Source organism: Arenibacter amylolyticus (genome assembly GCF_002150785.1).
In the GTDB taxonomy this organism is placed as follows: domain Bacteria; phylum Bacteroidota; class Bacteroidia; order Flavobacteriales; family Flavobacteriaceae; genus Arenibacter; species Arenibacter amylolyticus.
Genome location: NZ_MTAZ01000004.1, coordinates 45,099 through 66,320, shown reverse-complemented (window position 1 = coordinate 66,320; position 21,222 = coordinate 45,099). Strand labels below are relative to the sequence as shown.

The window sequence follows — 21,222 nt, the reverse complement described above, 5'->3', positions numbered from 1 at the left end:
CTATTTAAATCCTAACTCATCAAAATAAAGGCCTAAAAGACAATAATATTATATTTTAAAGTTAAGAACAAGTAGTGAATAGTTGGTTATAAGTAGGTTTTAGTTGATTTAAAATAATGTTTTTGTTAAAAAATAGATGAGGAATTCTACTAATCAATTAATAATCTTATACTACTTTGTACTAGCATTCCAGCAAAGCAGGTACTTTTAACGGATAAAACAGGATATATTTACGATTCTTATTAGTACATGTGTTTGTAGTCAATTCGTCGAATTAATGTCCAGAACAATTTTCATCATTTGCGTGCTTATCTTACAGAGTCAACTTTCTTCGACATTAAGTGCCCAAGTTTTTTTTGAGGATTTTAATGGTTCGGAAATAGATACTGACAAATGGAATGTTCTAAATTTTAAATGGGGAGAAAATATCCCTAAAGGAACTCATGGTGGGGTTATCCCAGAAAATGTATTTATCCAAGATGGGAATCTTGTAATTCGTGCATTGGGAGATTATTACAAAGGGGATATTAAAGGCCATGGGCAAAATACCAAGATAGGAGGTGCCATCAGTACTAAGAAAAAGTTTACTTCGGGAAGCTTTAAGGTCCGGGCTAAGATTTGTCCTCAACCAGGGGCTTTATCTGCTTTTTGGACCTATTATTATGAAAATGAAGAGTACAATCACGAGATTGATTTTGAATTTCCTGGTCGGAACCAATATCCCTTTAAACCTGAGGATTCCGATCTAGATTGGGGGTTATTGTCTAACTGGCGTGGAGTTTCCGAAGAACATCACAGCACTGCAGACCTATATATTGGCAACCAAACCGATGGTGAATACCATATTTATCGATTTGACTGGTATGCGGGATTAGAAACCGAACAACCTAGAATAGAATGGTATTACGACAATAAGCTAATTCATCAATCTTTTGAGAATATCCCGGATCATGCCGCCGAGTTTTCTATGGGCATCTGGTTTCCGTGGTGGATTGGCAAGAGTAATTTTGACATCGATTATATGTATATCGATTGGGTAAAAATTATTCCTTTTGAGTAATGCTACTGAATATGGGCCGATAATTCACTGCAAACCTAAGGGAATCCCTATCTACAAAGACACTAATATGGAGCGTAATTCTGTGGTCCACCTGGGTTAGTGCGCAAGCGCATGGACCAGGGCAACCTCGCCTGAAAATGCAAAGCCCATGGCGTACGCCATTGCCTTTTCTTTTTGTACCAATGGGTAAACCTTCGGTTTTCCCTTGTTCCAAAAAGAAAAAGCCCATATTTCTTACGAAATATGGGCTTTGCGCTTTAAGTGGTCCCACCTGGGCTCGAACCAGGGACCCCTTGATTATGAGTCAAGTGCTCTAACCAGCTGAGCTATAGGACCATTTCCTTTCTTGATTCTTACTATTGGGAGGCTGATCACCCAACAAATCCAATAAGGAACCGCAAAAATTGCGGGCCTGCCAAACGCAAGCGGGTGCAATATTACTATTTATTTTTCTAGACTGCAACAAAAACTTAAGTGACTATTGTTTTTTTCTGTTCCCGGAACCCAAAAAATCACTCCATCCCCCACTTATCTATCGGGGGAGTGGCATCTTGACACAATTCTATAAGCACCCCATTGGTACTCTTGGGATGCAGGAAAACCACTAATTTATTATCGGCTCCTTTTTTGGGCTTTTCGTTCAATACCGTAAATCCCTCCTTGGTGAGTCGCGCTATTTCCGCTTCCAAATCGTCCACCGCAATAGCTACATGGTGGATGCCCTCTCCTTTTTTTTCCAAAAACTTGGCTATGGGACTCTCCGGACTGGTGGGTTCCAGCAATTCTATCTTGTTGGGGCCCGCCGCAAAGAATGAGGTTCTTACCCCTTCCGAGGCCACGTCTTCTATCTTGTAATGGGATACGCCCAACAGTTTTTCAAACAGCAAATTGGAGGCTTCCAGATCGTGAACGGCAATTCCGAGGTGTTCTATTTTTTTCATTCTTCTATAAATTTAGCCAATAAAAACAATTTCACCTATCCCAATTGCCTATCCTAGCACAATGGTAGTTGCTTCCTTCTATCAAAAATACAACTTTTAAACCTAATATATCCCATTTTCCTAGGGGAGTTGCAAGGCTAGCCTTTGCCACAATTCCTTCTTATTTAATAAAAATACTACAGGGAATAAGCGCCTAAGCCCTTTATTACATAGGCAACTTTCAAAACCAGGCTCCATTTTTAGTGGTTTGCCCATAAACCAAATGATCCTGAATTTGAGGGAAACCACTTTCCCGTCCTTTAACTGCCGCTTTCCAAACCCTGCTCAACATCGGCTTATCCCAATAAAGTGATAGAATCTATTCATTTATATCGTATTTTTGCGGTATGGAAACACAAAGACAAAAGAAAATAGGCGGCGTTATTCAAAAAGATATCGCCGATATTCTACAGCGTGCCGCGACTGATGGAGGATTAAGAGGAACGCTCATATCCGTATCCAAAGTTACCGTCACCACAGACCTATCTATTGCCAAGGTATATCTCAGTATTTTTCCGGCCGATAAAGGCAAGGAAATGATGGAGGGAATTAAATCCAATGAGCCCATTATAAAACACGAATTAGCACAACGTACCAGACACCAATTAAGACGTGTGCCCGAATTGTTATTCTTTTTGGACGATTCGCTGGAGTATATAGATGGTATTGAAAAATCCCTTAAGGGAGAGGAGAATCCGGTTAAGAACCCCGATTTATTGGAAAAAAGGAAAAAGTCTTAAGATTGAATTTCCCCTTTTACATCGCTAAGCGGTACCTGCGCTCCAAGAGTAGCCAAAATGCGGTGAATATTATCAATTTTATTACCTTTTTGGTAATCGTTATCGGATCGGCAGCCCTGTTTATTGTTCTTTCGGGTTTTGCCGGACTAAAAACTTTTAGCCTGTCCTATACCAATATGGTAGATCCAGACCTAAAAGCCCTACCCGTCAGCGGTAAGTTTTTCAATATTACGGAGGAACAGAACAAGGCCCTCCAAGGGCTCCCTGGAGTTATTGCCTATTCCAAGGAATTGGAAGAGAAAGTCTACCTTACCCACGATCATAAATCGCACATTGCCTATATTAAGGGAATAGATTCTGTGTACTTAAAAACCACCCCTATTGATAGTAGTGCTTATTTTTATGGGGATTGGGAAATCAATGCCCTACAAGGGGTCGCCGGCCAGGGCATTGCAAACCTATTGGGGTTAAGCATCAATAATTTTAGAAGTCCGTTACTCATACGGGTCCCCAAACCTGGTGGGGGATTATTGGGACAGCGGCAGCTAAAGGATTCTTACAACGAAGCTTCCTTGGTCATCAGTGGCATCTATCAAATAGAGGAGGAGTTGGATCGTAAATACTTATTTGCCGATCTTCCCTTGGTACAGGCGTTGTTGGAGAAAGACAGCACCCAATTATCGGGCATCAATTTTAAACTGCAACCAAAGGCCAATATTTCAGATCTGAGAAAGGAAATTACAGCTATTTTTTCTGACCAGGTGGTGGTAAAAGATCGTATAGAACTCAACAGTACCTTGCACCGAATGCTGAATACCGAGAACCTGGCCACCTATCTCATTTTCACCCTAGTACTTATCATCGCCCTTTTTAACGTGGTAGGCGCTATTATTATGATGATATTGGACAAACAACAAAACTCCAAAACCCTATATAATCTAGGAACCACCATTAAATCCCTTAGACGTATTTATTTCTTACAGGGCCTGTTGGTTACTGGAATTGGCGGACTAATTGGCGTCTTTCTGGGATCTTTATTGATTGCCTCCCAGATACAATGGGGGTGGCTTAAAATTACCCCTACCCTTGCCTATCCGGTGGAATATAATTTCCTAAATGTATTGGTGGTACTAGCCACCATCTTTGTATTGGGAGTCCTTGCCTCCCTGATTGCCAGTAGCCGTATTAATAAGAAGTTAATTAGACAGTAATCGCTAGATTGAGCGATGTTTAGGGGGTTTCAAACTCGTACTCTCCAAATACATCCAACACCTCATCAAAAGCTGCAAAAACGTCTTCTGAGCGGTCACTGGTCACCATTTTCATCCGGTATTCCTTAAAATTGGGAACTCCCTTAAAATAATTGGTATAGTGTCTGCGGGTTTCAAATACGCCTAGCTTTTCGCCTTTCCAGTCGATAGACATTTGCAAGTGACGCCTAGCAGCATCTACCCGCTCTGCCATGGTGGGAGGTGCGGCGTGGGTTCCCGTTTTAAAATAGTGTTTCACCTCTTTAAAAAACCAGGGATAACCTATACTTGCACGACCTATCATTGCGCCGTCCAATCCGTATTCGTCCCTCATTTTCATAGCCATTTCTGGCGTATCTACATCTCCGTTTCCAAAAACGGGAATATGCATCCGTTGGTTGTTTTTTACCTCGGCAATAGGTCCCCAATCTGCTTCCCCCTTGTACATTTGTACACGGGTACGCCCGTGAATGGAAATGGCCTTACAACCTACGTCCTGTAGCCTTTCTGCAACCTCAACAATCTTAATAGAATCGTGATCCCAACCCAAACGCGTTTTCACCGTTACCGGTAATTTAGTGTGCTCTACCATTGCCTTGGTTAAAGATACCATAAGGTCTATATCCTTTAAGATACCTGCCCCCGCTCCTTTACAAACCACCTTTTTTACGGGACAGCCAAAATTGATGTCAATAATGTCTGGGCCCGACTTCTCTACGATTTCCACGGATCTTAACATGGAATCTAGGTTGGCGCCAAAAATCTGAATGCCCACCGGACGCTCCTTTTCATAGATATCCAATTTCATGACGCTCTTGGCGGCATCACGGATGAGTCCTTCCGAAGAGATAAACTCCGTGTACACCACATCGGCACCCTGCTCCTTGCAAAGGGCTCGGAAAGGGGGATCGCTAACATCCTCCATGGGCGCTAGCAACAATGGAAAATCCGGTAATTCTATGTCTCCTATTTTCGGCAAAACGGTACGTTTATAAATTTTGGATTGCAAAATTACAGAAAAATTCGCTAATCCTACACTAGGGAACTGAAAATCAGCCGTCAAAAAAAATAAGTGCGACTAGCTTAATGGCTAGAAACCAAACCTTAAAAGCTTTAAGGAAGCCTTAACTCTTAGGCCATTTTTAAGAGGTATCTTTGTCGGTTCTATAATTCTGAAGCATACAATTAGACTATGAAAGGGCAAACCAATGTTAGCATAGCACATAAAATAGGGTATAGATTAAGTTTAGAAGTAGTGCTAATCCTCCTAGGCATCCTATTTATTGCTGCCAATTTACGGGCTCCTATCACTTCGGTTGGACCCGTAATCAACGAAATATCGGATGTATTGCATCTTTCACCGGCCTTTGTAGGACTCCTTACGGCCATACCCTTAATCTCCTTTGCCTTGCTATCCGTATTTGCCCCTAGGGTAGCCAGAAAAACCGGATTGGAAAGACTCTTGCTATACTCCATGTTTATCTTGGCCTTGGGATTGTTTGTGCGTTCGGTTGGCAATGTACCCTTCCTCTTTTTAGGCGCTGCCCTTATTGGTGCCGCCATTACCGTGGGGAACGTACTAATGCCCGCCTACATTAAAAAAATGTTTCCCAACAAGGTGGGTATCGTTACTGGGATGTACTTAGTTTCCATGAATCTTACCTCGGCCCTAGCTGCCGGATTTAGTATCCGTATTGGTCAGGCTAGCGGTATGGGATGGCAGGGCTCTATAGGAATATGGGGAGTACTGGCCATTTTAGCCATATTTATTTGGTATCCACAAGTAAAAAACGCTCCAGTAAATAAGGCGCAGCACAAGAGATCTTCTTCCAAAACCCTTTGGAAATCTACCTTGGCGTGGAATGTTGCGATATTTATGGGATTACAGTCGCTCTTGTTCTACTGCTTGGCCGCATGGCTGCCCACGGTATTGCAAAATTGGGGGATGGATGCCGATCGCTCTGGATGGATACTTTCCTTTATACAAATGGCCCAATTGCCCATTATGCTCATTGGTCCTATTCTTGCTGCTAAAATGAAGGATCAGCTCACCTTAGTATGGGTTACCTTTATCCTACTGATGCTAGGTTTGGCAGGAATCATTTTTGGAAAAACCAATTTTATAGTTCCCTCGGTCATTAGCATCGGTATTTCTTTGGGCTTGGCTTTTACCCTTGCCATGATGTTTATGGTACTGCGGACCAAGACCACAACGGAAGCGGCAGACCTATCGGGCATGTCGCAAACGGTAGGCTACATTATTGCCGCCTGTGGCCCGCCCGTATTTGGTGCGCTCTTTAGCCTTACTGGCAATTGGTACGTACCCTTGGCCACCTTGGTGTTGGCTGCCATTGTTTTGTTGATCGTTGGACTAAATTCGGCAAAAAACCGCTATATTTCGAAGGAGGTGTAAGCGACTAAAGATTGAATGAATAGCACCCTTGGTTCGGTAAAAAGGCAAACAACAATACGGCTTATAGGCGATCCCTTTCTGCGGTACCCTTGTATTTGTAGTTGTTTTTAATTCCCATATTCCCAAAATTATATCTAAAACCTACCGTAATAGTTCTACTATCCGGTCTGTAATAAGAGATGTTGTGCTGATTGCCATAATTACGGGTATTATGCAATTCTAGCTGATTAAAGAGGTCATTTATGGAGAGACTAAGCGTGGCTTTTTTGTCCCATAAGTTCTTTTTAACCGCAAGTTCCCAAATATTGTAAGCCTCCTGTCTAGAATTCCCGATAACCACAGGAGAAACATAGGTATAATTTAGGTTTGCAGACAAGGAGCTATCCTCTAGGAAGGTAAAATTGTTTTTAAACTGCACTAACAAGGTCCACATATTATTGTCTATGCTTGTAGTGGCATCCCTATCCATAAAACGTTCGGAGGCATAGAAATAAGAAGACAGAAAATAGGTGTCCCAGGATCTAAGAATTTCCTTCCGGTAGATAAAGTCGAGCCCGTAGGCCAGTTCCCGATCTATATTATCTGTAATAAAGCGTAATAGTTTGCTCTCATTATCTTGAAACGTAAATAGGCTAATGGAATTTTTGTGATATCGATAAAATAGTTCAAAGGTGTAATCCTTGTTATAGGTATAGCTAAAAATAGCGGAGTTTTTAAAGGAAGGCTGCAAGTTTACATTGCCCTCCACCACGGAATTATTACTCTGAAAAACCTGAAAAGGGTTAATATCATTAAAATAGGGCCTAATGAGGCTTCTTTTAAAGTTGATACCAAATCGATGCTTTTCCCCTGGGGTATATTGCACGTACACGGTGGGAAACAATTCTAGATAATCATTTCCAATCTCCTGATTATCCAGGCTATAATCGCCCAAGGTACTAGTGTATTCTGCCCGTAACCCCGATTTAAAGGACCAGTTCTCCCATTGGGTATCTATACTGGCATAGGCGGCGTATATATTCTCATCGTAAATAAAGGTACCATCCTCCGTAGGATCTATTCCTGGCTGGTTACGGTCAAATCCCTCTTGGGCTATATGACTCTTAGAACTGGTAAGGGCGTACTTAAATCCCGACTCAAGGTATGACTTTTCCCCTAGTGGGGTGCTGTAATCTGCCTGAAAGCTAAACAAATTGGTCCGTTGCTGATTGGTGGTAGAAAAATCGTTCTCATAGACGATAGATCTAGATTCATCGTAAAAATCGTTATCTAATTCCTGATCTTTATCGTAATCATAGAACGTATAGTGGGCGTTAAGGGAAAGCTCTGCCCCTTTATCGTTCAGTTTGCTCTCATAATCCAAATAGAAGGCCGTATTTACAGAAGTAAATTCCGAATCGTTGATAGTGATAAACCCAGTAGTATTGGGATCATCGGTTTCTTGGATGATAGTTTCCGAATTTTTCCTTCCCTTATTTTGGGGCGTTAGGGCAGAAATAGATGAAAAACTGAGGGTATTGTTGGCATCGATATTATAATCCAAAAAAATACTGGCATTGTGTCTTTTGGTATGGTCTATACTTTCTAGATTGGAGGTCCATGATTCGGTAATGTTCCCATTTTCCATAAAATGCGTGATATCCGTATAATTGGCCAATCGTTTTCTTCTACTAAAGCTATAATTAACATAGGTTTCCCATTTCCCCCCTTTAAAATAATGATTGGAGCCCAGCACATGCTGTGGAAAAGTTCCTTGGGTATATCTATTAAAAACTGCACCGTTATAACCTGCCAATAAGTTTTTACTCATCACTATGTTGATCAGGGTACCTCCTTCGGCATCGTACTTGGCAGGAGGAGAAGTAATTACTTCTATAGACTTCACCCCATTGGCCGAAGTTCCATTTAATAAATTTAGGATATCCTCTGCTGGAAGGTTTACCTTCTTATCATTTATGAGAATCTGTACCCCCTTTTCCCCTTTTACGGTGATGGCATTATTCATAATGAATACCGTGGGCGTACTATTTAATGCGTCCCAGAGGCTAGATTCTGAAAGTGCCGTATTTGCTATGTTAAATACTAGTCGGTCTACCTTCTGTACCATGGTAGGCTTTTTAAAGATCACCTCAACGGCATCCAAGGCTTGGGCCTTACTGTCTACCAAAAGCTTCCCTACCTCCAAATCGGATTGAAGATCTACGGCTAAAAACTCCGATTTATTCCCCATATAACTGGCTTGCAATAAATAGGAAGCCGCAGGGATCTGTTCCAAAATAAACGCGCCATATTCATCCGATACCGAGCCCTTTACAAAAGCAGTATCCACAGCGGTATAGAGCAGTATATTGGCAAATGAAATTTCTGAATCCTCCATGTGGGTTACCGTCCCAGAAATTTTAAAATCCTGTGAGTAGAGATAGGTACTTAACAATAACAGAGGGAAAAAAAGAAGTCTAGGGGTCTTCACAAGAAACTTGATATGTTATAAAAACGTTAAAGTTAGCTTTTTATTTATAGCTCGCAAGACACTGCGCAGTTTTTTGTAGTAAAAATCAACTTCCTGCCTCATGCAAACCACAAGTGGGAAAAAAATATGGATTTAATACGCAATAATATTGGAATCTACCAAGTGAGAGAGTAACATTTTAATTTAAAAATCGTTGATAAAGTCTATCTTTGCCATGAGTTCCAGTCAAGGGCAGCATCTTAGCATCAGACCTAAGGAAATGGAACTAGGAAATGCTGAGACAAATTCAGCAAATGAAAATTAGGCATAGATGAAGAACATTAGGAACTTTTGCATTATTGCACATATTGATCACGGAAAAAGTACCCTAGCGGATAGGTTGTTGGATTTTACGGGATCGGTTACCGAGCGTGAAAAACAGAACCAATTATTGGATAGTATGGACCTTGAGCGGGAACGTGGTATTACCATTAAGAGCCATGCCATACAAATGGATTACGAATACAAGGGCGAAAAATATACCCTAAACCTTATTGATACTCCTGGGCACGTAGATTTTTCGTATGAAGTATCCCGTTCCATAGCCGCTTGTGAAGGAGCCTTATTGGTTGTGGATGCTGCACAGAGCATACAGGCCCAAACCATCTCTAACCTATACTTGGCATTAGAGAACGATTTGGAGATTATTCCTGTATTAAACAAGGTAGATTTACCCAGTGCCAATCCGGAAGAAGTAACAGACGACATTGTAGAACTCCTAGGATGTAAACCCGAAGAAGTGATCCCAGCATCGGCCAAGTCCGGGTTGGGGATAGAAGATATCTTAACTGCCATTATTGAGCGAATCCCCGCACCAAAAGGAAATGTGGACGAATCCCTACAGGCATTGGTATTCGATTCTGTTTATAACCCGTTTAGAGGGGTTGAAACCTACTTTAGGGTAATTAATGGCGAAATTAAAAAAGGTCAAAAGATAAAGTTTGTTGCTACCAATAAGGATTACTATGCTGATGAGGTAGGTACCTTAAAATTGACGCAACATCCCAAACAAAGTATTAAAGCAGGTGATGTGGGATACCTCATCACCGGAATAAAGGAAGCTAGGGAAGTAAAGGTAGGAGATACCATTACCGATGCTGCCAGTCCCACTAAAAATCCCATTGAAGGATTTGAAGATGTAAAACCCATGGTGTTTGCAGGAATCTATCCCGTAGATACCGAGGATTATGAAGAACTCCGTGCTTCTATGGAGAAACTTCAGCTAAACGATGCTTCTTTGGTATTTATACCAGAAAGCAGTGCGGCCCTTGGTTTTGGATTTAGGTGTGGATTCCTAGGGATGCTCCATATGGAGATTATTCAGGAAAGATTGGAAAGGGAATTTGATATGACGGTGATTACTACCGTTCCCAACGTTAGTTATCATGCCTATACCCGCAAGGACCCAGAAGAAGCTATTATAGTTAATAACCCCTCGGACCTTCCAGACCCTTCCACTCTAGACCGTGTAGAGGAACCTTATATTAAGGCCACCATTATTACCAAGGCAGATTATGTGGGCAACGTAATGTCCCTTTGTATTGATAAAAGAGGACAGATCACCAATCAGACCTATCTAACTACGGATCGGGTAGAACTTAATTTTGATATGCCTTTGGCAGAAATCGTGTTCGATTTTTACGATAGGCTTAAGACTGTTTCAAAGGGATATGCCTCTTTTGATTATGCTCCGGTGGGAATGAGGGCATCTAAATTAGTGCGTGTAGATATCTTATTGAACGGACAGCCCGTAGATGCTTTATCTGCATTGATCCACGCTGACAGTGCCGCTACCATTGGTAAGAAAATGTGTGAAAAACTTAGAAAATTGATTCCAAGACAGCAGTTTGATATTCCTATACAGGCAGCTATTGGAGCCAAAATTATTTCTAGGGAAACCATTAAAGCCCTTAGGAAGGATGTAACCGCCAAATGTTATGGAGGGGATATTTCCAGGAAAAGAAAACTGTTGGAAAAACAGAAGAAAGGTAAAAAGCGAATGAGACAGGTAGGAAACGTAGAAATTCCACAAGAAGCATTCATGGCTGTACTTAAATTGAACGACTAAGGGATATGACTGCCACCACCTGGAAACATTATAGCTTATTGTTAGTAGGTCTATTATGTATACTGGGTTGTGGCGGCATTAAACATACCACCTCTCAAGAAGACGACTGGAAACTAATCTGGGAAGAACATTTTGACCAAGAAAATTTCTTGGATCCAGCGAAGTGGAACGTTATAGAAAGAAATACTGCAGACTGGGGCAATTATATGTCTCCACACGAAGATTGCATCCATATAAAAGACGGAAAACTCTATTTACGGGGAATTGTAAATCCCGATAGGTCACTAGATACCGTACCTTATTTAACCGGAGGCGTATCTACCAAAGGGAAATTTGCATTCCAATACGGGAAAATAGAAATAAAAGCCAAATTGGAAAGCGCCCAAGGGGCATGGCCCGCCCTATGGATGTTGGCAGACCAACCCAAATATGGGGCCTATCCAAGAAATGGGGAAATAGATATCATGGAGCGTTTAAGCTTTGAGCATAAAATCTATCAGACCATACACTCCTACTACACCTTAGAACTTAAACAAAATTCCATTCCGCCACATTCAACCACGGTGGCTGTTGATCCAGAAAAATACAATGTATATGGATTGGAATGGTTCCCAGATAAATTGGTCTTCACCCTAAACGGAAAAGAGACTTTTACCTATCCTAAATTAGCGGATGTAGATCCCAGCCAATGGCCATTTGATCAGCCATTCTATTTTATGTTGGACATGCAGCTGGGCGGAAACTGGGTGGGAGAAGTAGCTCCTGAGGACCTCCCTGTACAAATGATTATAGATTGGGTGAAAGTCTACCAATAAGTAGATGATTTCCTAAACGGGTACAACTACTTGGAAACTCCACTATAAAATACATTTAGTACGTAATCGTAGGCCATCCATAATACATTGGGAACTTACTCTTTAAGGGACGTTGCTTCTTCCCCATTGGCGCCTACATCGGCCTCCATCTTTTTTCCCAAGTATACCAACTTACTTCCCTCGGCTATATCCTCTAGTTCGGTACTAAAGGAGGAGATTATTTTTAGGTCGCCATCCACATCCTTAAAAAATAAAGGTACAATATCTTTATCTGCCTTCGTAATTTCTATTAAGGCCTGGTAGTGTTCCTTATCCTTTAACTCAATTTCATTGATAGAGGGATACCTCCTTGCGGTTTCGGTTAGCTTGATATAGTCATCCGTATGGGAAAACAAGCCTTCCTTAGGATTGTTCTCTGGGTCGTTCATCTCCTCGGAGTCTATTAGCCTAAAAGCACCCTTCTCCCCAAATTGTTTTTTAAAAGTAGCTACCGCGTACTTGTTAATGTCCGAGTTTCCGGTTATAGCCATGAGGTAACCCATATCGCTCAACTCTATATCATCGGTAAGCGCATCGGAATATATATCGGTAACAATAGCTTCCAAGCCCAGTTTTTTGGCCTGTTCTATATTGGTCTGGTTATTATCTATCAATACCACATGCCTATTGTTCTTTTTAAGATAGCTCCCAATCAACCTAGCCACGGAAGAGGCGCCTACAAGTAGTATTCCTTCGGATTTTTCCAGAAATACCCCCAGTAATTTAGCTATGAGTCGGGCCGTAGATGCATTTAACAGCACCGTACCCAATACAATCATAAAAACCAATGGGGTTATATATTCTGCACCTGGTTCTCCGTTTAATACCAATTTGGAACCAAACAGGGAGGCGATACCTGCCGCCACAATCCCTCTGGGACCCACCCAACTTATAAATAGTTTTTCCCTAAAATTAAGATTGGAGCCCATGCTACTCAGGAAAACCCCAATGGGTCTTATCGCAAAAACTACCAAGGCAAAAAGTATCAGGGTTTTGGGAGTGTACAGCAATTGCAACTCCGATATATTCATACTGGCCGAGAGTAAAATGAACAGCATGGAAATCAATAGAATGCTTAACGATTCTTTAAAATAGAGCAACTCCTTTATATTGGGCAGGTGGGTGTTTCCCATCACCATCCCCATAATCACCACGGCAAGCAGTCCGGATTCATGCGCAAATAGTTCTGCCAACACAAAAACCGAAAGTACTACGGATAAAGACACCACATTCAACAAATAATGCGGTACATAATTTCGCTTAATCACTTGGGTTAGGGCATGAGCAAAGGTAAATCCGAAGGTGAATCCCATCAGCAACACTTTAACAAACTCTAACAACCCTGTAGTAGTATATCCCTGTCCTTCCCCAATACGTATAAACTCAAACACTAGGACCGCTACCAAGGCCCCTATAGGGTCTATAAGGATACCTTCCCATTTAAGGATGGCCGATAAATCTTTTTTTAAGGGAATATTTCTTAGAATGGGACTAATAACCGTAGGTCCCGTAACAATGATCAGTGCAGAAAATAAAAACGAAATTTGCCAGGAAAGGTTAAACACAAAGTGTGCTGCTGCACCCGCCAAAAAAAAGGTGACGATGCTGCCAACCGTAATCAGCTTGGTAATCACCGGTCCTACTCTGGATATTTCGGATCGCTTAAGGGTAAGTCCGCCTTCAAAAAGTATCACTCCAATGGCCAGGGAAACAAAGTGATAGAGGCTTTCCCCTAAAAACAAGCCCTGCTTTTCATTCCAGATAGGTCTAATTAATTTGGTGCCATCCACCGTAAACAAGGTAGCAATGGGCCCTACCAATAAACCAATAAGAATAAGAGGCAATATGGCCGGTAATTTAAATCGCCATGCCACCCATTGTGCCAGTATACCAAGAACAACTATTCCTGCAAGTTCTACCATATAATATTTTAGGACAAGATAAGTTTTCTTACATAGAAATGTAAAATAAAACAGAAAAAACCTTATCTTCACTAGCATCCCCTTATTGATAAAGATCCATTTGCAAAGCCAATATGGGTAAATGGATTCCGTTGGACAATCCTAACATATTATAGGGTTTCTTTGCCAATTAGCAATATTTAAGTATTTTTCCGACCTACTTTTCAAATCTAGTATCCTATGGCAGAACTGCAAATATTAAATCTTCTACTTGTTTTACTTGCTGCCTGGGCAGGCGGTATGGTAGCTAAACGAGTAGGGTTTCCTCCCATTCTTGGCGAACTTCTAATCGGTATAGTACTTGGTCCGGCGCTATTGGGCCTATTGGAAACCTCTGCAGCTCTAGACACCTTGGCCGAAGTGGGTATCATCTTTCTCATGGCCTATATAGGAATGGAAATCAATTTTAAAGATTTAGGAAAAGCCTCATGGGCAGGCCTACTTGCAGCTATAGGGGGCTTTGTGGTTCCCTTTGTATTGGGATACTATACCATCATTATTTTTGATGGCACCCAAATTGCCGCCCTATTTGTGGGTATTGCAGTAGGGGTAACCTCCCTAGCTACCAAAAGTAGAATTTTAGTAGATTTAAAATTACTAGACACCCGTATTGCCTATGTTCTTATGGCCGGAGCCCTAATATCGGATACTTTGGCATTGGTAATATTTGCCGGAATCATCGGTTTTGTAGACGTGGGTAGTGTAGATGCAGCCGGATTGAGCTGGGTGGCCGGAAAGGCTATCCTCTTCTTTGCAGCCGCGGTCATTATCGGTATTTATATGTTTCCACTTATCGGCAAGGCATTGTCCAAATTTAAGACGATAAGCCGCACCTTTCATTTTACCATAATGGTGCTTATTGTCCTGTTGTTTTCAGAATTGGCAGAAATTGCCGGACTCCACGGGATTTTAGGAGCATTTATGGCCGGACTCTTCATTAGGGATGGGGTATTTCCCCGTCAGGTTTTTAAAGAAGTTACCGGGGTATTTCACGACATGTCTATAGGTTTTCTAGCTCCTATTTTCTTTGTCACCGCCGGATTCCATGTTAGCTTGGAAGTCTTCCAAACAGATCTTGCCCTTTTAATTTTAATCATTGTAGGTGCCGTAGTCGGAAAAATTGTAGGTACTGCTTTATTCTATCTTCCTAGTGGCCATGGATGGCGCGAAGGTATTACCATAGGTACTGGGATGAATGGAAGAGGGGCTGTAGAAATTATTATAGCGGGCATTGGATTGCAAATGGGAATCATCACTACCGAAATATTTTCCATCTTGGTATTTATGGCTATTTCCACCACGCTTACCGTCCCTTTATTCCTTACCTGGACTACCAATTGGTTGCGAAAAAGAGGGGAGTTGGTAAAGCAAGATTCAAGAAAGGGGTACCTTATTCTGGGTGCAAACCCCTTAGGGCGCTATATGGCATCCCAACTGAAGGAACACCAGGAAGTGGTCTTGATAGACTCTAATAAAGACCTCGTAAATGAGGCCAAGGAAATGGGGATGAATGCCATTTACGGCAATGCCTTAAAAGAAGACACTTTTGAACTGGCCAATGCCCAGGATAAAAACACCTTTATTGCGCTCACGGGAAATAGCGAAATCAATATGCTTGCCACCCAGTTGGCTCATAATTCCTTCTATATCCCCAATAAGGTGGTTTTGATCTCTCCAGATGAAAACGCTGCAGGCTTAAATTTACTGGACCCTATGGATGCCTCTTCCCTGTTTGCAAGTAAAACAGATTTGACCCCTTGGGCCTATAAAATTTCTGCCAATGAATTTAAAGAGCAAATAGTAAAGGCAGAGGAAGATAGCACTACTAGGGAATGGGTAAAAAAATACGGTAAAAATAAGGACATCCTTCCTATTCTTATTATGGACGAACAGGGTCATAAACGTCCCTTCCATTTTAAGGAAAATATTAGTGTGAATGAGAAGATTATTTATTTGGAATAGTAGGAGTTACCGCTAATTCTATAAATTGAAATGTTAAATAACCACTAATAAAATAGGGTTTATAACATTATACCTACTCCTTTTGTTATTTTGCACATACTAATCTTTTTCGATGAGACTATACCCCATAGAAACAGGAAATTTTAAGTTGGATGGTGGGGCCATGTTCGGTGTTGTGCCCAAATCGATTTGGAACAGGACCAATCCCGCCGACGCCAATAATATGATCGATCTTGCTGCCCGATGCCTCTTGATCGAAAATGGCGATCGATTAATTCTAATCGATAACGGAATGGGCAATAAACAATCCGAAAAATTTTTCAGTTACTATTATCAATGGGGCGACCATTCCTTGGACCGTTCCCTTAAAAAGCATGGCTTTCATCGGGACGATATTACCGATGTATTCTTAACCCACCTGCATTTTGACCATTGTGGGGGGAGTATTCAATGGAATAAGGACAGAACAGGCTACGAACCCGCCTTTAAGAATGCACATTTCTGGACCAATGAAGCCCACTGGGAATGGGCAACTAAACCCAATGCTAGGGAAAAGGCTTCGTTTTTAACAGAAAACCTTTTGCCCATGCAAGAAAGTGGACAGTTGCGGTTTATAAGTAGGAATGGGACCGATTTTGTTGAAAAATCGGAATTAGATTTTGGAATCTTATTTGTAGACGGTCATACGGAGAAACAAATGTTACCCCATATCACCTACCAAGGCAAGACCTTGGTCTTTGTTGCAGACCTCATCCCTACGGTAGGTCACATTCCCCTTCCCTATGTGATGGGATACGATACCCGCCCTTTAGTAACCCTTTCCGAAAAAGCTCATTTTTTGGAAACCGCGGTAAAAAATGACTATTACTTGTTTATGGAACACGACGCCCATAATCAAATTTGCACCTTAAAGACCACGGAGAGAGGAGTGCGCTTAAACGAAATACATACCTTTGACCATCTTTTTAAATAATATGAATCAAGCCAACCTCCTTGCCTTCACCTGTTTTTTAATAATTGTAGGCTGTAGCCCAGCAAAAAAACATAGCACCGACTTTACGGAAGAATACGTATTTACCAAGGGAATAGAAGGTCCGGCCGTAAACGCACAGGGAGCCTTGTTTGCCGTTAATTATGAGGAAGAAGGAACCATTGGGGTGGTAGACCCGCAGGGAAAAGGAAAAATTTACCTTAGGTTGCCCAAAGGAAGCATTGGAAACGGCATACGTTTTAATGCCCAAGGAGATATGTTTATTGCAGATTATATGGGCCATAAGGTCTTTAGGGTTAAAAAAGGAAGCAACCTACCAGAGGTATGGGTACAAGACTCCACCTTTAATCAGCCTAATGACCTGGCCATTGCCCCTAATAACACCCTGTATTTAAGCGATCCCAATTGGGCAGAAGGCAGTGGGAGAATTTGGATGGTAGCCCCTAACGGGAAATTGAAGCTTTTGGAAGATAATATGGGGACCACCAATGGAATAGAAGTGAGTCCCGATGGCCGCAAGCTGTATGTGAACGAATCCGTACAGCGCAAGGTCTGGGAATACAGCATTAATGCCGATGGCAGCGTACACAAAAAGAAAGAATTGATCTCTTTTGAAGACGAGGGCCTAGACGGGATGCGATGCGATAATAAGGGAAATTTATACATTACCCGTTATGGGAAAGGAACCGTGGTAGTGGTAAACAAAAACGGAAAAATAATATCGGAAGTCCAACTGAAAGGGAAAAAACCCTCTAACCTCGCTTTTGGTGGCAAAGATGGTAAAACCTGTTTTGTTACCATGGCAGATCGTGGCAGTATAGAAACCTTTCGTGCGGATTATCCGGGCAGATCTTTCAACAAAATTTTATAATTTAATTTAACTACAAACAATGATGAACGTAAACAAATCCTTGCTGGCCATCATGGCCTCTGCGCTTCTTTTTAGTTGTGGTGGAACCGCCCTGGTTTCTACCCCAATTGAGAATATAGACACCCTTCCCTTAAAAACCTCGGAACTTACCGAGGCTGAGAAAAAAAACTGGGGCCACTTAGACCTGCTTACCGATACCATCCCGGGAATGAGCGTGGATAAGGCCTATTCCGAAATTATTAAAAATAGAAAAGGTAAAACTGTAGTAGTTGCCGTGTTGGATGCTGGTATGGACCTTGCCCATGAAGACCTTAAAAATGTACTTTGGGTAAACGAAAAGGAGATTCCCGGAAATAATATAGACGATGACAATAACGGATACGTAGACGATATCCATGGCTATAACTTTTTGGGCGATTCCTATAACGAACAGCTAGAAAAGACGAGGATTGTTGCCCTAGGTTTAGGGGATGAAGAACTACAGCAAAGAGCCAAGAAAGAATTGGAGAAAGATACAGAAAAGGCCCTGAGCAACAAACAGCGTTATGAGCAGCTTTACCAGGCAGTAAAAAATGCCGATACTGAAGTAAAAACCTTCTTGGGTAAAGATTCCTATACCAAGGAAGACCTGGCTGCCATAGATACGGAAAATGAGAACATGATTGGCAACGTGGGGATCCTAACCCAGATGCTGAGCATTAAAGATTCTATTTCCGAGGTGTTGGAGGAATTAAACAGAGGAATTACCTATTTCGCAGAACAACTTAATTACCACTACAATGTGGATTTTAACGGAAGGGAAATTGTAGGGGACGATCCCTATGACATTAACGATACCAACTACGGAGACGGTAATCCGCAAAACCGCGTAGAAGACGAGAGTCACGGTACCCATGTTGCCGGGATAATTGCCGCTCAAAGAAATAATGGCCTTGGTGCAAACGGTGTTGCAAATAACGTAAAGCTTATGAGTATCCGTGCCGTCCCCAACGGAGACGAATACGATAAGGATATTGCCCTAGGCATCCGTTACGCAGTAGACAACGGTGCTAGAATAATTAATGGTAGCTTCGGAAAAGCCTATTCTCCCAATGCAGAATGGGTATACGATGCCATTAAATACGCTGCCGAGCACGATGTACTTTTTGTACATGCCGCAGGAAACTCTAGCCAAGACCTGGACGATCCCAACAACCCCAATTTCCCCAACGACCAAATTAACAACGGGCCAGAAATTGCCGATAATGTTATTACGGTAGGAGCATTGACTAGTAAGTATGGATCGGAAATGATAGCTTCCTTCTCTAACTATGGAGCTATAAATGTAGACGTGTTTGCCCCAGGAAGCGCTATTTATTCTACCATGCCAGGTAACGAATATGAATTTCAAGGGGGTACTTCTATGGCAGCGCCTGCCGTTGCCGGTGTAGCAGCGCTTATTATGTCTTATTACCCAGATTTATCGGCCGCACAGGTAAAGAAAATAATAATGCAGTCTGGACTTACCTCCAACTTACAAGTAATTGTAGGAGGCGATGCAGATAAACCAAAGCATTTTAAAGATATCTCCAAATCCGGAAAAATGGTAAATGCCTATAATGCCCTAATTATGGCCGAGGCCGTTTCTAAAGGAAAAATTAAACTATAATAAAAATGAAAAAAAGTAAAGGATTTTTAATTGGATTGTTCGTTGCGCTCTGTGGGCTAACATCTACATTAGAGGCCCAAGGCAACAATGCCTATTGGCAACAACATGTAGATTATACCATGGACGTAACCATGGATGTTAAAAATTATCAATATACAGGAACCCAAAAATTGGTGTATACCAATAATTCCCCGGACGAGTTAACACGGGTATTTTATCACCTCTATTTCAATGCCTTTCAACCTGGAAGCGAAATGGATGTTCGCTTACAAACTATCCCTGATCCAGACCGTAGAATGATGAACGAAGGGGTAAGTAGAATTGCAACCCTAAGTCCGGAAGAAATTGGTTACTTACGTGTTAGCCAACTTAGTCAGGATGGCCAACCCGTAAAATACACAGAAGAGGGAACCATCTTGGTGGTAGAACTAAACCAACCCATCCCAGCTGGCGGTAAAACTACTTTTGATATGGTCTTTGAGGGGCAGGTACCCCAACAAATTAGACGTAGTGGTAGAAATAGTAAGGAAGGGGTAGCCCTTTCTATGACGCAGTGGTATCCTAAAATGGTAGAATACGATTTTGAGGGCTGGCATGCAACCCCGTACATAGCCCGTGAATTTCATGGGGTGTGGGGCGATTATGATGTAAAGCTTACCTTGGATAAAAAGTATACCGTTGGCGCTACCGGCTACCTACAAAATGCCCAGGAAATAGGGCATGGATACGAGGCTCCAGGAACAAAAGTGAAAAGGCAAAGGGGAAAAACCCTTACCTGGCATTTTAAAGCGCCTATGGTGCACGACTTCTTCTGGGGGGCAGATCCGGACTATATCCACGATGTGCTACGGATGGAAGACGGACCTACCTTGCATTTCCTTTACAAGGACAACAAGGACATTTTGGAGAACTGGAAAAACCTTCAGTCTAAAACAGCCGAAGCTATGGAGTTCCTAAGCAGGAACATTGGGGAATATCCCTATGAGCAATACTCCGTAATACAAGGGGGAGACGGCGGAATGGAATATGCCATGGGTACCCTTATTACCGGGGAAAGATCCTTTGGTAGCCTGGTGGGCGTAATGGTCCACGAGCTGGCCCACGCATGGTTTCAGCACGTATTGGCTACTAATGAGACCAAGCACGAGTGGATGGATGAAGGCTTTACTTCCTTTATTTCCAGTTTGTGTATGAACCAGATTATGGATCAGAACAAGGAAAATCCTTTTGAAGGATCTTATAACAGCTACTATAGGCTGATAGAATCTGGAATGGAAGAACCACAGACCACCCACGCAGATCGTTATGATCTCAATTTTGCATATAGTGTTGCTGCCTATAGCAAAGGCGCTATTTTCCTTTCCCAATTGGGCTATGTAATAGGGCAGGATAAGCTGATGGAAACCTTAAGGAAATACTATGAGGATTTTAAGTTTACCCACCCCACACCCAACGATTTCATCAGGACTGCAGAAAAAGTGTCCAAGATGGAATTAAACTGGTACCTATCGGACTGGACCCAGACTACCAAAACCATCGATTATGGTATTAAAGAAGTAGTAGCAGAAGGGGATAAGACAAAGATTAGTTTAGAGCGTATTGGTTCCATGCCCATGCCTATAGATATTTTTGTTATCTACAAGGACGGGACCCAAGAAACGTATTATGCTCCGCTTAGGATGATGTACGGCGGGAAGGATAATCCTTATCCTGGCCTTGAAAGAACCGTATTACCAAACTGGGCCTGGGCATACCCAACCTATAGTTTTGAGCTTAACAAGCCTTTAGATAGCGTTAAGGCCATTGTTATAGATCCTTCCCAGTTGATGGCAGACGTCGATTTGGAAAATAATTTTTGGCAGGCTTCAGAATAAAACAGTTTAACCAAATGGATAAATCCGTTTAACATGGGCCC

The 21,222-nt window shown here is 41.9% G+C and carries 15 protein-coding genes and 1 tRNA gene; 11 read left to right on the top strand and 5 right to left on the bottom strand.

Annotated elements, in window-relative coordinates:
* The first annotated feature begins 277 nt into the window (after positions 1-277).
* Entirely contained in the window at positions 278-1,060 is a 783-nt protein-coding gene (locus tag BV214_RS01075) for a glycoside hydrolase family 16 protein (RefSeq protein WP_086475626.1), read from the top strand.
* A gap of 262 nt (positions 1,061-1,322) precedes the next feature.
* Here the strand turns inward: BV214_RS01075 and BV214_RS01065 are convergent.
* Together BV214_RS01065 and mce are read right to left on the bottom strand one after the other, a co-directional pair.
* Positions 1,323-1,396, bottom strand: a tRNA-Ile gene (locus tag BV214_RS01065).
* Between the two features lie 176 nt (positions 1,397-1,572).
* The gene (gene mce, locus BV214_RS01060; protein ID WP_086475624.1) at positions 1,573-2,001 is read right to left on the bottom strand and encodes a methylmalonyl-CoA epimerase; all 429 of its coding nucleotides are present in this window, start codon (positions 1,999-2,001) and stop codon (positions 1,573-1,575) included.
* A 386-nt stretch (positions 2,002-2,387) separates the two neighbouring features.
* On the opposite strand from mce, the gene rbfA reads away from it, so the two are divergent.
* Both rbfA and BV214_RS01050 read left to right on the top strand, forming a co-directional pair.
* Positions 2,388-2,780 carry a 30S ribosome-binding factor RbfA gene (gene rbfA, locus BV214_RS01055; RefSeq protein ID WP_086475623.1) on the top strand — a complete coding sequence of 131 codons (393 nt, stop codon included), beginning with the start codon at positions 2,388-2,390 and terminating at the stop codon, positions 2,778-2,780.
* A gap of 2 nt (positions 2,781-2,782) precedes the next feature.
* Complete coding sequence (locus BV214_RS01050) at positions 2,783-3,991, top strand: ABC transporter permease (RefSeq protein WP_086475622.1); 1,209 nt, start codon at positions 2,783-2,785, stop codon at positions 3,989-3,991.
* Between the two features lie 19 nt (positions 3,992-4,010).
* Here the strand turns inward: BV214_RS01050 and dusB are convergent, their stop codons facing one another.
* On the bottom strand, positions 4,011-5,009 hold the full coding sequence (gene dusB, locus BV214_RS01045; protein ID WP_086475999.1) for a tRNA dihydrouridine synthase DusB: 999 nt from the start codon (positions 5,007-5,009) through the stop codon (positions 4,011-4,013).
* A gap of 213 nt (positions 5,010-5,222) precedes the next feature.
* Between dusB and BV214_RS01040 the strand changes: the two genes are divergently transcribed.
* A complete protein-coding gene (locus BV214_RS01040; RefSeq protein WP_086475621.1) occupies positions 5,223-6,443 on the top strand; it encodes a CynX/NimT family MFS transporter in 1,221 nt (406 codons plus the stop codon).
* Positions 6,444-6,504: 61 nt separating this feature from the next.
* Here the strand turns inward: BV214_RS01040 and BV214_RS01035 are convergent, their stop codons facing one another.
* A complete protein-coding gene (locus BV214_RS01035) occupies positions 6,505-8,913 on the bottom strand; it encodes an outer membrane beta-barrel family protein (protein ID WP_140157698.1) in 2,409 nt (802 codons plus the stop codon).
* 310 nt (positions 8,914-9,223) lie between these two features.
* On the opposite strand from BV214_RS01035, the gene lepA reads away from it, so the two are divergent.
* Positions 9,224-11,020, top strand: coding sequence for a translation elongation factor 4 (gene lepA, locus BV214_RS01030; RefSeq protein ID WP_086475619.1), 1,797 nt, complete (start codon positions 9,224-9,226; stop codon positions 11,018-11,020).
* A gap of 5 nt (positions 11,021-11,025) precedes the next feature.
* Positions 11,026-11,835, top strand: coding sequence for a glycoside hydrolase family 16 protein (locus BV214_RS01025; RefSeq protein WP_086475618.1), 810 nt, complete (start codon positions 11,026-11,028; stop codon positions 11,833-11,835).
* A gap of 95 nt (positions 11,836-11,930) precedes the next feature.
* Here the strand turns inward: BV214_RS01025 and BV214_RS01020 are convergent, their stop codons facing one another.
* Positions 11,931-13,796 carry a cation:proton antiporter gene (locus tag BV214_RS01020; protein ID WP_086475998.1) on the bottom strand — a complete coding sequence of 622 codons (1,866 nt, stop codon included), beginning with the start codon at positions 13,794-13,796 and terminating at the stop codon, positions 11,931-11,933.
* 219 nt (positions 13,797-14,015) lie between these two features.
* Between BV214_RS01020 and BV214_RS01015 the strand changes: the two genes are divergently transcribed.
* The 5 genes from BV214_RS01015 to BV214_RS00995 all read left to right on the top strand — a co-directional run bounded on the left by BV214_RS01015 (position 14,016) and on the right by BV214_RS00995 (position 21,181).
* On the top strand, positions 14,016-15,797 hold the full coding sequence (locus tag BV214_RS01015) for a monovalent cation:proton antiporter family protein (RefSeq protein ID WP_086475617.1): 1,782 nt from the start codon (positions 14,016-14,018) through the stop codon (positions 15,795-15,797).
* A 112-nt stretch (positions 15,798-15,909) separates the two neighbouring features.
* Entirely contained in the window at positions 15,910-16,770 is an 861-nt protein-coding gene (locus BV214_RS01010) for an MBL fold metallo-hydrolase (RefSeq protein ID WP_086475616.1), read from the top strand.
* A 1-nt stretch (position 16,771) separates the two neighbouring features.
* Complete coding sequence (locus BV214_RS01005) at positions 16,772-17,659, top strand: SMP-30/gluconolactonase/LRE family protein (RefSeq protein ID WP_086475615.1); 888 nt, start codon at positions 16,772-16,774, stop codon at positions 17,657-17,659.
* 22 nt (positions 17,660-17,681) lie between these two features.
* Positions 17,682-19,307, top strand: a complete 1,626-nt coding sequence (locus BV214_RS01000) for a S8 family peptidase (RefSeq protein ID WP_086475614.1) — start codon at positions 17,682-17,684, stop codon at positions 19,305-19,307.
* Between the two features lie 5 nt (positions 19,308-19,312).
* Entirely contained in the window at positions 19,313-21,181 is a 1,869-nt protein-coding gene (locus BV214_RS00995) for a M1 family metallopeptidase (RefSeq protein WP_140157697.1), read from the top strand.
* Positions 21,182-21,222 lie beyond the last annotated feature (41 nt).

Bases quoted from the DNA above. Each gene is read 5' to 3' on its own strand.
- BV214_RS01075 (WP_086475626.1), top strand. From the start codon at position 278: ATGTCCAGAACAATTTTCATCATTTGCGTGCTTATCTTACAGAGTCAA.
- BV214_RS01010 (WP_086475616.1), top strand. From the start codon at position 15,910: ATGAGACTATACCCCATAGAAACAGGAAATTTTAAGTTGGATGGTGGG.
- BV214_RS01000 (WP_086475614.1), top strand. From the start codon at position 17,682: ATGAACGTAAACAAATCCTTGCTGGCCATCATGGCCTCTGCGCTTCTT.
- lepA (WP_086475619.1), top strand. From the start codon at position 9,224: ATGAAGAACATTAGGAACTTTTGCATTATTGCACATATTGATCACGGA.
- BV214_RS01020 (WP_086475998.1), bottom strand. From the start codon at position 13,796: ATGGTAGAACTTGCAGGAATAGTTGTTCTTGGTATACTGGCACAATGG.
- mce (WP_086475624.1), bottom strand. From the start codon at position 2,001: ATGAAAAAAATAGAACACCTCGGAATTGCCGTTCACGATCTGGAAGCC.
- BV214_RS01025 (WP_086475618.1), top strand. From the start codon at position 11,026: ATGACTGCCACCACCTGGAAACATTATAGCTTATTGTTAGTAGGTCTA.
- BV214_RS01015 (WP_086475617.1), top strand. From the start codon at position 14,016: ATGGCAGAACTGCAAATATTAAATCTTCTACTTGTTTTACTTGCTGCC.
- BV214_RS00995 (WP_140157697.1), top strand. From the start codon at position 19,313: ATGAAAAAAAGTAAAGGATTTTTAATTGGATTGTTCGTTGCGCTCTGT.
- BV214_RS01040 (WP_086475621.1), top strand. From the start codon at position 5,223: ATGAAAGGGCAAACCAATGTTAGCATAGCACATAAAATAGGGTATAGA.
- BV214_RS01005 (WP_086475615.1), top strand. From the start codon at position 16,772: ATGAATCAAGCCAACCTCCTTGCCTTCACCTGTTTTTTAATAATTGTA.
- rbfA (WP_086475623.1), top strand. From the start codon at position 2,388: ATGGAAACACAAAGACAAAAGAAAATAGGCGGCGTTATTCAAAAAGAT.